Source organism: Chryseobacterium viscerum, from assembly GCF_025949665.1.
In the GTDB taxonomy this organism is placed as follows: domain Bacteria; phylum Bacteroidota; class Bacteroidia; order Flavobacteriales; family Weeksellaceae; genus Chryseobacterium; species Chryseobacterium viscerum_A.
On sequence record NZ_JAPDFT010000002.1, the window covers coordinates 189002 to 201546 of the forward strand.

Sequence of the window (12545 nt, forward strand, 5' to 3'; positions counted from 1 at the left end):
ATTCGCTTTTAATTATTAATAACCAGGGTTTTGTTGCACTTGAGGATTTAAATTAATCTCCTGAACCGGGATAGGCAATGTATACTTATGGCTATTGTTCGGAAGGTTGGTAACCGTAACAACATCATCTGTTTGGTTTCTATCCATAGTAACACCTGCTGCAGTAGCCAATCTTTTTAAATCTATATATCTGTGTCCTTCTAACGCAAGATCTACTCTTCTCTCCTTTAAAATATCAGCATATGCAGCTGTAGATGACGCATATACAGGAAGAGGAGCTATTCCACTGCTGTATCTTTTCGCTCTTACTTGTTGAATTAATGTTGCTGCACCTGTAAAATTATTAGCAGCTGTTTCACATTCCGCTAAGATGAAATACATTTCTGATAATCTAAATACCTTTAAATCATTTCTTGTAGCAGCACTTGTTTTACCTGGGTATTTATCTACTACCAGTTGATCAGTATCTCTAGGAGAAGTACTTGTTAAATAATTAGGATCAATTATAGATGAAGGATCAACATATACTGATCTTCTAACATCACCTGGAGTTGTATCAATGATATTATATAGATTTCTTCCTAAAGCCCACATTGGATTTCCTGTAATACTAGAACTGTTGGTATTCCATCTTGTTCCAATTGAACTTCCGTTTCCTGTAGCTAATCTGTTTAATGCAAAAATAATTTCTCCTCTTGCTGTGTCATTCCACATTGTTGGATATGCTGAAGCAGCAGTTAATGACAATCCAGCATTAGATATTACATCCTGTGCATATTGCTTAGCTAGAGTTGTATTACCTCTGTAAAGGTTAAACCTTGCAGAGACCGCATTTACAAATCCCTTATCTACATAAAATCTACCTGCTGGAGCATTATAAGCTAATATACCTCTTGCATAGTCTAAATCTGCATTAATAAAATCATAAACATCTTGATTTTTGCTTCTTGGAAGCTTTACATCAATTACTGGAACATCTTTTAGAAGCAAAACACCTAAACCGTTTGCATCTTTCATATCCGGAGCGAAAAAAGTCTCTAATTGAAGATAGCAGAAAGCTCTTATCGCTCTCGCTTGCGCAATTATTGAGTTATATTGAGCTACTTCAGTAGGAGCTGGAGTAACTTTTGCTGCACCAGCAAGCAATCTGTTCACACGGTTAATTACCAAATAATGCTGAGCCCAGATTCCGGTAGTTAATCCCGTAGTAGGATCTATAAAATAACGGTGAATTTCATATTCCTGACCACCACTACCTGCTCCTGGCTTTACCTCGTCAGTAAATACTGCAGAGAAATAAATATCATTATTAGTATCCATGTTGGCATACACAGATCCAACTAAATAATCATTCAGATTTGATACACTTGTAAATAAAGTGGCGTCATCCAGTAATCCCGGCTGCTCTATATCAATAGCATCCTTACAACTGTTTAAAGTAAAACCAACTGACGATAGACATACTGCTATCACTAATGCTTTTTTATATATTTTATTCATTGTTTCTTTTTTTAAAAATCTACATTAACCCCTACAGAATATGTTTTGGGATTTGGATATACGTTAAGTGAATACGTTGTAATCGGCTCCACATCAAAACCTTTCCATCCTGTGAAAGTATAAATGTTTTCAGCTTGTGCAAAAACCTTAATAGAATTAATTGGTAAATTACCTAATGCTTTTTTGTCGAAAGTATATCCAACGCTTACATTCTTCAATCTAACAAAATCAGACTTGAAAAGGAATCTGTCAGAAGAACCTTCTAATGTTGAATTTACAGCTGATAAACTTGGTACTGTAGCATTCGTATTATTTGGAGTCCAAGCATTCAATAGATCAGCTGAAACGTTAAGTCCAGATGCAGCATAAGAAGGATTCATTACCCAAGAATATAGGTTATCATAGATATATCCTCCTTTCTGATAAGAAAATAAAGCGTCTACGAAGAAACCATCATGTTGGAAATTAAATCCAAATCCACCTGTATACTTAGGCATAGGGCTTTTTCCTGTAAGTCTTCTATCACCTGCAGTTGGCGTTTGAGTTACATTTCCGTTGATATCTAAAAATAGCTGTTCTCCGTTAGCTGGGTTAACACCTAAATAAGGATAAAGCTGCCATTGATCTGCTGGTCCTCCAACACCATCAACAAAATCACCTGTAAGATCAGGAGCTTCCATGCTGATAATCTTGTTAGAGTTATACCCCACATTTCCAAATACAGATAGTTTTGTATTCGCTTTTCTTAGTAGGTGAATTCTTAGTGATCCTTCAACCCCTTTATTATCCATAACACCATTATTTCCTCTTAATGAACCTTGACCTGTAACATAAGTTACCGGAATAGAGTTAAATAGTCTTGATGTTCTTTTTTGATAATAGTCAAAAGTACCTTCTACCAACCCTTTATAGTTGAAATCTACTCCTAAATCGAGTTGTTTTACCTCTTCCCATTTTAGATTCTGGTTTCCAAGGTTTGCCAAATAATATCCAGGTAAGCTTTGGTAAGCCGGAGCTGTAGTAGGGTTCGGTCCATTATAATCTAAATATGAAGAAGGACCTACTGTTAATACATTGGTATTGTTAGCAACTGTAAATAAGTTTTGGTTACCTGTTGTTCCTAGTGAAGCTCTTAGTTTCAATAAATTGAACCCAGATCCTTCCATAAAGCTTTCTTTATCAATATTCCATCTTCCTGCTACTGACCAGAAAGTTTCCCATCTGTTATCTTTAGGGAATCTATATGATCCATCTCTTCTTATCACCCCAGACACACCATATTTTCCTTGGTAGTCATAATCTACAGTTCCAAAATAAGCCAGCGTTCCTGCAGTAACTTTCAATGCACTTGCAGAAGGACGGTAGATATTTGGTGTAGCAGGGTTAAAAGGAACATATCCGGTTCCTGCACCGAATTCCCAAACTAAAGGATCAAGACCGTTCTGCTGTTGAGTATAACTTTGCCAGTTTACTTTAATATAATCTAGATAAGCAGCAGCAGTAATAGTATGATCACCAAATGAATGGTTATACGTAATATTTGTAGTGGTATTGAAAGTTAAATCGTTTACTGTATTAAATTGCTCAAATCCACCATATTTTGCCCCTTGTCCTGCAGCTACTACTAAAGATAAGTAACCGTTTGCTGCTCTTGCAAATTGTCTTTGATAATTTTTATAGTCAACACCTGTTCTATTTCCAATACTTAAATCTGACGTAAGTTTGTAATTACCACTTACGTTAGCTGTTAAGCTGGTTTCCGTAAACTGGTTTCTAATACCCCCCATGATATTATCATAAAGAATATATGCTCCGTTTCCGTTACCACTAGCCTGTCCAATCTGATTGAATAATCCCAATCCATTGCTAAATGTTGGCGCTGCTAAGTAAGGTGCAGAAAGCACTGTTCCAAATAATGGATTCTGTACAGTGTTTGCATTAATAGCAGTATTGGTTTCGTCGTCCAACTGATTTCTTTTAGAAAATCCTAAACCAATGATTGCACCGAAGGTTAATTTTCCATCGCTGCTTTTTCCATTAAGGTTATTTCTCAGAGTAAATCTTTTGAAATCTGTCCCACGAATGTTACCTTCGCTATCAACATAACCTAATGAAACAAAGTTACTTATATTTTCTCCACCTGCACTTACCGATAATGTATGTTGCTGGCTCATACCAACTCTGGAAAACAGATCTCTCCAGTCTGTATTGGTAGTGAAATTATTTATATCATTTTGAGACATTGTAGCTCCTTTTCCACCTCCCGCATTCTTCTGAACCTGTAATAATTCTCTTCCGGAAGACATGTTATAATCCGTTTTTGGCAAAACAGAAAAAGAAGTTAATGCATCATAGGAAATTCTAAGCTTTGAGTTAAACTTACCACCTTTAGTAGTGATCACAACAACCCCGTTAGCAGCTCTGTTTCCATAAATTGCAGTAGCCTGTGCATCTTTTAGAATACTAAACGTATCAATATCATTAGGGTTTAAGTTTCTAAACTGTGATCCAGATGTAATGATCCCGTCTATAACATATAAAGGATCCGTAGAACCATTTAGGGAACTAAGTCCTCTGATGATAATATTAAACTTACCAGAACCCGGAGATCCAGATGCTGAGTTCGCTACTATACCAGGTGCTGTACCCTGTATAGAGTTAAGAACAGAAATATTTGGTCTGTTCTCTAATGTTTCAGAACCAATGGTTACTGAAGAAGCACTAGATTTAGCCTTAGTAGATGTCTTGCTATAACCTAACACAACAATTTCATCAATTTTCTGTTCTTTGTCCTTTTTAGAACCTGTTGTGTCTTTTTGAGCAAATACTACCTGCCCTGTGAAAAATAACACACCGGCTGTCAGTACACGTAATTTAACATTCATATTAACAAATTTTAATATATTTAATGGGCAAATATGTTAATAAATATTAACATCTACAAATTAAACCTTCGTTTAAACTACGCTTTTTTTAAATATTTCATTTAAATCCTACATAAATCAAATAAGATTCCATAATAATAGATAGTTTTTATTATGTGAAAATTATTTTTTTTACGCATTTAGTTCGTTTTAACAAATTATTAATAACTTAAAAATTATTATTTAGAATTATTATAAATTAAGCAAGTCTAGAAAATAAAAATACCCCTTATAAAAAAGTGGTTTTCACCTATTTAGGATATAATTATTTAAATTTTATATTGGACCCTTTTTTCGTAGACTACAACTATAGTCCCAATTATGGTGTTACAGTAATATTTCAGAAAACATCATCTTTGAAGCACATACTCCACATTCCATCTAATTTAATGATATTGCTCCCTTACTATTATTTTTGAAATAATAAATACAATTCCTCAAAAGAATAATCTATTAGAGTTTTATGAATTTAGAGATTTCAGTCCTGTTAAGATCTGTGCAAATTTAACTTTCTTTATTAATACCATAATAAAAATAGTAAGAATGTAATAATCAAAGACAAATTATAAAGAGAAGTCTAAAGTACTAAAAAGTTAAACTTAGCTAAAAATGCGTATAAATTTCACCATTATAATTTGAACATTTTCAAGTGGTTCAAATTATGTATTTTTTTCCTGACAGATATCCAAAAGGTCATTTGCACAAAATAAGTTAACAAATCCTAAAAGTACATTATAGCATTCATCATTTTTTACTAACTTTACCAAACAATAACCAGCTAATTATATAAATAATTAGAAATAACTTAAAAAATGAAAAAAATCTTATCCATCGCTTTATTTTTACCGTTTGTATTTGTAGATGCTCAACAGTCTTTAAATATAAACAACATAACCGGTAGCCAATCTGTCTTTGAAAGTGTAGTAGCTTCAGGAACCGGAGCTCCAATAAAATATGAAGATATACAAGGATCTCCTTATCAATCACCACTTTTTCAAAAAGCTTCTGTGGGAGAAAAATATGGAAATATCGATGTGAGGTATAATGCTTACACTGATGATATAGAGTTTTTAAACAATGGAAAAATTGAAGTTTTACCTAAACAGGACGATTTCTCCAGAATTGAAGTTCTTTCGTCTAAACAAGCTTTTGTTTATTTTAAGAACTCTACAGAACCGAAAGGTTACCTTACCGAGATTGCAAAAGGAAAAAATTCCGTTTATAAAAAGGAAAAAACTATTTTTAAGGATGCAGCTGCAGCTGCTAACACCTATCAGACAGGGAAACCCGCTATGTTTGTAAAACAAGATCCTGTTTACTATATAAAAACAGCTTCAGGAAGCACAAGTAAGGTATCATCATTAAAAAAAATAACAGATCTTTTTCCAGAAAAAGAGAAAGAGTACAACACATATATTAAGTCTAATAATTTAAAATTTAATGATTCTGATATAGCTAAACTAGTAGATTTTATCAATCAATAATTAATAGATATTTAATTATTCTGAAACTTTATAAAAATCCGAGTATAACTTATTTATACTCGGATTTTATATATATATATATCACATTTAGTTTACTACAAACATCATAGGATCTCTTCAGCTTTTTGTATGTAATTTTTTCTTACAAAAGCATTTCCTTATTTTAATTTTTAAAAGCATTTTGACATTACCAACTATATTTTAATCCCCACAACCACAAATCTTTAAGAACACGGATAATAATAAAAAATCCACCTCACAAGTGAGGTGGATTTTTTATTATTTATTGTAACTATTAGTTTCAGACTAATATCATCTATTATTTCAGTTTTTTCTTAACTGCTACTTCTTCGTAAACCTCAAGAATATCTCCGATTTCGATGTCATTATACCCTTTCAGGTTCAGACCACATTCGTAGCCTTTTGTGACTTCTTTAACATCGTCTTTGAAACGCTTCAAGCTTTCAAGTTCACCGTCAAATTTAACAATACCATCTCTTAATAGACGTACTTTCGATTGTCTTGTAACCTTCCCGGTAAGAACCATACATCCGGCAATTGAACCAACTTTAGAAATCTTGAATACCTCACGGATTTCAACATTACCAATTACCTGCTCCTGAATTTCCGGAGAAAGCATTCCTTCCATTGCTTCTTTCACCTCATCAATTGCTTTATAGATAACAGAATATGTTCTGATTTCAATTTCTTCACGGTCTGCAAGTTCTTTTGCATTAGCACCTGCTCTCACATTGAATCCAATGATAATTGCATCTGATGCTGCTGCTAAGTTGATATCAGATTCCGTAATCTGTCCTACACCTGAGTGAAGAATTTTTACACTGATTTCCTCTGTTGACAATCTTTGCAACTGATCAGAAAGTGCTTCTACAGAACCATCCACGTCACCTTTAAGAATAATGTTCAATTCTTTGAATTCTCCTAAAGCAATACGTCTTCCTAATTCTTCAAGTGTTGTATGTTTTTTCGTTCTGATAGAAAGTTCTCTCTGAAGCTGTTCTCTCTTGTTAGCAATGGCCTTACCTTCACTTTCGTCAGCATATACACGGAATTTATCACCAGCAGTAGGTGCTCCGTCTAAACCTAAGATTGTTGCAGGAATTGAAGGACCTGCTTCAGCAAGATTTTTCCCTCTTTCATCAAGCAAAGCTTTTACTTTACCGTGATTTTTACCAGCCACTACATAGTCTCCTACTCTTAAGGTTCCGGTTTGTACTAGCATTGTAGCAACATAACCTCTTCCTTTATCTAAAGATGCTTCAATAACAACACCGTTTGCAGAACGATCAGGATTCGCTTTCAGTTCAAGCATTTCAGCTTGTAATAAAACTTTCTCCAATAATACATCTACGTTATTACCAAACTTGGCTGATATCTCCTGCGCCTGAACATTTCCTCCCCATTCTTCAACTAAAACCGGAGGGTTTAATCCTGAAAGTTGTTGACGAATGTTATCAGGGTTTGCATTTGGTTTATCAACTTTATTGATTGCAATAATCATTGGTACCTGTGCAGCCTGGGCGTGAGCAATTGCTTCTTTCGTTTGCGGCATTACATCATCATCGGCAGCAATTACAATAATAGCGATATCTGTGATTTGTGCACCTCTCGCTCTCATTGCTGTAAAGGCTTCGTGACCAGGAGTATCTAAGAATGTAATTCTCTGACCATTTTCCAGTTTCACGTTATAAGCACCAATATGCTGAGTAATACCTCCGGACTCACCTGCGATTACATTAGTTTTTCTAACGTAATCCAATAATGAAGTTTTACCGTGGTCAACGTGTCCCATTACGGTAACTACCGGTGCTCTTGATACTAAACTCTCTTCGCTGTCGATTTCATCTTCGCTATCGCTTTCTTCAAGATCAGCATCCGAGAATTCAATTTTATAACCAAACTCATCTGCTACCAATAATAAAGTATCAGCTTCAAGTCTTTGGTTCATGGTAACCATTACACCTAATGAGAAACAAGCAGAGATTACTTCAGTTGGAGAAACATTCATTAAACTTGCCAATTCACCTACAGTGATGAATTCTGTTACTTTAAGAGTTCTGTCTTGTGCTTCAAGCTCCTGCTGACGCTCATCCTGCTCTCTACGGAAAGTTCTTTTATCTTTTCTGTGTTTTGCAGATTTAGATTTACCTCCTTTATTAGTAAGTTTTTCTAATGTTTCTTTGATCTGGTTCTTAACCTGCTCGTCAGTCAGCTCAACTGGCATAACTCTTTGTCCAGGTCTGTTGTTGTTTTGTCCGCCTTTTTTGAAGCCGCCACCTTGACCTTGTGGACGATTTCCGCCACCTTGGTTATTTCCAAAACGGTTTCCACCCTGGCCTTGGCCGCCCTGACCTTGAGGACGATTTCCTTGTCCTCCCTGACCTTGACGGTTTCCACCTTGTCCACCATTATTGTTATGCGGACGGTTACCTCCTTGACCTTGGCCTTGTCCGCCTTGGTTATTATTATTTCCTGAGTTTTGATTATTCCCCTGACCTTGTTGGTTATTCTGGCCACCAGGTTTTTCAATTCTCTTTCTTTTCTTTTTTGCTCCAGAACCTGGTTTTGGTGCAAATTGAGTCAAGTCAATCTTTTCTCCAACAATCTTAGGACCGTCAAGTTTTTGATACACTGTCTCAATTTTCTGAGGCTCCTGAGATTCAGGCTCAGCCTCTACTTTTGGAGTTTCCACTTTTTTCTCCTCTACAACAGCAGGTTTTGGAGTTTCTTTTACGGGTTCCACAGGTTTCACTTCTTCTTTTTTCTCCTCCATTTTTGGCTTGTCTTTTTTCACAGGTCTGTTTCTAGATTCTATTTGAGACAAATCAATTTTATCCAAAACTTTGAATTCCTGTTTTTCAGGAGCTGCTTTTACTTCCGGCTGTTCTTCTTTCACAATTTCTTCTTTCTTTTCTTCAACCGGTGTTGCAACAGGAGCCACAGGAACTGCAGGAGCTTCCTCAACTTCAGGCTTCTTAGGTTCTAGATCAATTTTACCTAAAATTCTAGTTTCTGGTTTATTTGCTTTAGCTCTTATCACTTCAGGGGTTTTCTTTTCTTCAATTTCCAGTTTTTCTTCCGGAACTTTAGTGATCACCACCTCATGGGAAGCCTTTCTTTGTTCGCCGTCTTTAGCAAACTCAGCCTCCAATGCAGAATATGCCGATTCTTCCAATTGAGCGTTAGGATTGCCTTCAACCTCGAAACCCCTTGACTGTAAAAATTCTACTAATCTGGACATCGAAATGTTGAATTCCTTAACCGCTTTATTTAATCTAATTTTTGGCATCTATATTATTTACTGTTTTTTAATTTTTAAAATTAAAGTATTTCCTTTTTACTGTTTATTAAAATTTATTTAAATCTTAATCTTCAAATTCTTCTCTCAAAATACGTTTTACCTCTTCGATTGTTTCTTCTTCAAGGTCTACCATATTTAAAAGACTTTCAGTTTCTTTATCCAATACTGATTTTGCAGTTGTAAGTCCTACTTTCTTAAACTCATCCAAAATCCACTGCTCGATATCGTCATTAAATTCTCTCAATTCAACATCGTCATCCTCGCTGGACTCTCTGTATACATCAATTTCATATCCTGACAACCAAGAAGCCAGTCTAATATTCTGTCCTTGTTTTCCAATCACTTTAGAAATCTCTTCAACAGGAGTATATACTAGTGCATAGTTTTGATCCTCATTGATGTCAATTTTATTGACAGTAACGTTTCCTAAAGCTCTCTTCACCAAAATCTCAGGGTTTTTAGACCACTGAATAACATCGATGTTCTCATTTCTCAACTCTCTTACAACCCCATGAATTCTGGATCCCTTAACACCCACACAGGCACCTACCGGATCAATTCTGTCATCATAAGCATCTACTGCAATTTTCGCCTTTTCACCAGGAATTCTCACTACCTTTTTCAGCATAATTGTTCCGTCCTGGATCTCAGGAATTTCCAGCTCTAATAATTTCTCAAGGAATTTAGGTGCAGTTCTGGAAATAATAATCTGCGGTTTAGAACCTTTAAAGTCTACTGTTTCAACAATAGCTCTGATATTCTCACCCTTTTTAAAGAAGTCGGATGGGATCTGGTTTTCTTTTGGTAAAATAAATTCATTTCCTTCATCATCCAGCAAAATCACATGCTTGTGACGAATATGGTGGATTTCCCCAACAACAATTTCCCCAATTTTATCTCTAAACTGCTCGTACAGCATTGCATTATTGTGCTCCTGAAGTTTTGTAGCCAGAATCTGCTTAAGGGTAAGAATATTTCTTCTTCCCAACTGTGCAACAGGAATTTCCATTGTAAAGTCCTCACCCACTTCGAAGGTAGGGTCAATCTTCTTTGCTTCAGAAATTTCAATTTCCAAATCATCATCTTCAGACATTTCGTCCTCTACAATTGTTTTATTTAAAAATATCTGAAAATCTCCTTTATCCGGGTTTACAATCACATCAAAATGATCATCTGAGTCAAATCTTTTTCTCAAAAGAGTCTTCAGTGAATCTTCAATAATTGCCATAAGATCAATTTTACTGATCCCCTTTTCGTCTTTAAAATCACCAAAGGATTCAATCAACGCTATATTATCCATCTATTCTTTTTTCTTTTTAAAATTTAATTACTACTAATGCTTTCTTGATTTCGGAGTAAGCAATTTCTTTCTCCTCTTCTACATCTACTTTTCCTTTTCCGATATCTTTCGGCTTACGGTAACGCAAAGTAAGTGTGATCTTTTCATCATCTACTTTTGACAATTCTCCTTCTATTTTAGAAGAATCCTCCAGCATCACCTCAATCTCTCTTCCAATGTTTTTACCGAACTGTCTTGGTGTGGATAATGGCTCGCTTAATCCGGCAGACATCACCTGAAGACTGAAGTCATGCTCTTCACGATCCATATTGAATTCTATTGCACGGCTTGCATCAAGGCAGTCCTGCAGTGAAACTCCGTTATCACCATCTAAAATCACTGTAATATCATCCCCTGCAGAAATTTTAAGATCAATAAGAAACAGATCTTTTCTGGTCTCAAGGAATTCATTTAACAATTCGTCAATTCTTTTTCTAAACTCCATATAATTTTATCTTGATTTACAGTACGAAAAAAGGCTTTCTTCCGAAGCCTTCCCATTTTTTCCCGTAAATCCATTGCAAATATAAGCATTTTTTCCAAAAACACAAAATTATCTTAAGTATCAAGCAAATAGCGCCAGATTCATTTACAATAAATTAAAGGAATATGTCACAGGATTTTTATTACTTTTGTCTTTAGAATTTTAAAACAAACATTTTGAATATAACGATTGTAGGAACAGGTTATGTAGGACTAGTTACAGGAACTACTCTGGCAGAACTTGGCAATTCAGTATACTGTGTTGATATTGATGAAAAAAAAGTAGAAGGTTTGAAAAACGGCATTGTTCCCATCTATGAGCCGAACCTAGAAGAGATGTTTTTAAGAAACATTCAGTCTGAAAGATTATTTTTCACTACTGATCTTAAAGAAGCCTTAGACAAAAGCGAGGTAATATACCTGGCATTACCAACTCCTCCGGGAGAAGACGGCTCTGCAGATTTATCTTATGTACTTCAAGTAGCCAACAACATTGGCGAGATGATGACAGAATACAAAGTTGTTGTCAACAAAAGTACGGTTCCTGTAGGAACTGCAGACAGAGTAAGAGAAACAATCTCTTCCAAAACAAACCTCCCTTTTGATGTAGTTTCAAACCCTGAATTTTTAAGAGAAGGTTTTGCCGTTGAAGACTCTATGAATCCTTCAAGAGTAGTGGTAGGTGCCAGCTCAGAAAGAGCAAAAGACATCATGTCTAAAATTTATCAGCCTTTTACCAATACGGGAATTCCAATTATCTTTATGGATGAGAAATCATCGGAGCTTACAAAATATGCTGCGAACTCATTTTTAGCAGTAAAGATTACCTTTATGAACGAAATTGCAAACTACTGCGAAAAAGTGGGCGCAGATGTAGATAAGGTAAGACTGGGAATGGGTAGCGATGACAGAATCGGGCATAGATTCTTATTCCCTGGAATCGGATATGGGGGAAGCTGCTTCCCTAAAGATGTAAAAGCACTTATAAAATCCGGAAAGCAGGAAGATTTTAATTTCCAGATTCTTGAAGCTACTGAAAATGTAAACACCACCCAAAAAGTAATTCTGGTGTCTGAAATTGAGAAATATTTCGGGGGTAATATAGAAGGAAAGAAAATTGCTATGTGGGGACTTGCCTTCAAAGCAAATACGGATGACATCAGAGAAGCTTCATCTCTGGACAATATTGCTCTTCTTCTGGAAAAAGGCGCAGAAATTGTAGCATATGATGCAGTTGCAGAAAGCAATGTTCAGAAACTCCTTGGCAGCAAAATACAATATGCCAAAGGAATGTATGATGCACTGGAAGATGTTGATGCATTATTTATTGCCACAGAATGGCCGGAGTTTAAAAATCCTAATTTTGAGCTTATGGCTAAAAAAATGAAAAACAAAGTCATTTTTGACGGCAGAAATATGTACCCATTGGAAATCCCTGAACAAAACGGGTTTCATTATAAAAGTATAGGAAGAAAGACCATCTCAAAATAAAT

General features: G+C 35.4%; 7 protein-coding genes. 2 read left to right on the forward strand and 5 right to left on the reverse strand.

Annotated features, from left to right (window positions below):
* Positions 1-15: 15 nt before the first annotated feature.
* Together OL225_RS15015 and OL225_RS15020 are read right to left on the reverse strand one after the other, a co-directional pair.
* Positions 16-1500: a RagB/SusD family nutrient uptake outer membrane protein gene (locus OL225_RS15015; RefSeq protein ID WP_264518789.1), complete on the reverse strand. Its 1485-nt coding sequence runs from the start codon at positions 1498-1500 to the stop codon at positions 16-18.
* 11 nt (positions 1501-1511) lie between these two features.
* Positions 1512-4385, reverse strand: coding sequence for a SusC/RagA family TonB-linked outer membrane protein (locus OL225_RS15020; protein WP_264518790.1), 2874 nt, complete (start codon positions 4383-4385; stop codon positions 1512-1514).
* A gap of 851 nt (positions 4386-5236) precedes the next feature.
* On the opposite strand from OL225_RS15020, the gene OL225_RS15025 reads away from it, so the two are divergent.
* On the forward strand, positions 5237-5908 hold the full coding sequence (locus OL225_RS15025) for a hypothetical protein (RefSeq protein WP_264518791.1): 672 nt from the start codon (positions 5237-5239) through the stop codon (positions 5906-5908).
* A gap of 319 nt (positions 5909-6227) precedes the next feature.
* Here OL225_RS15025 and infB read toward each other — a convergent pair whose 3' ends face one another.
* The 3 genes from infB to rimP all read right to left on the reverse strand — a co-directional run bounded on the left by infB (position 6228) and on the right by rimP (position 11014).
* Positions 6228-9218: a translation initiation factor IF-2 gene (gene infB / locus OL225_RS15030; RefSeq protein WP_264518792.1), complete on the reverse strand. Its 2991-nt coding sequence runs from the start codon at positions 9216-9218 to the stop codon at positions 6228-6230.
* Positions 9219-9294: 76 nt separating this feature from the next.
* On the reverse strand, positions 9295-10530 hold the full coding sequence (gene nusA, locus OL225_RS15035) for a transcription termination factor NusA (RefSeq protein ID WP_047097519.1): 1236 nt from the start codon (positions 10528-10530) through the stop codon (positions 9295-9297).
* Positions 10531-10546: 16 nt separating this feature from the next.
* Positions 10547-11014: a ribosome assembly cofactor RimP gene (gene rimP, locus OL225_RS15040; RefSeq protein ID WP_047376508.1), complete on the reverse strand. Its 468-nt coding sequence runs from the start codon at positions 11012-11014 to the stop codon at positions 10547-10549.
* Between the two features lie 215 nt (positions 11015-11229).
* Here rimP and OL225_RS15045 point away from each other — a divergent pair, with 215 nt between their 5' ends.
* Positions 11230-12543: a UDP-glucose dehydrogenase family protein gene (locus OL225_RS15045; RefSeq protein WP_047376507.1), complete on the forward strand. Its 1314-nt coding sequence runs from the start codon at positions 11230-11232 to the stop codon at positions 12541-12543.
* Positions 12544-12545 lie beyond the last annotated feature (2 nt).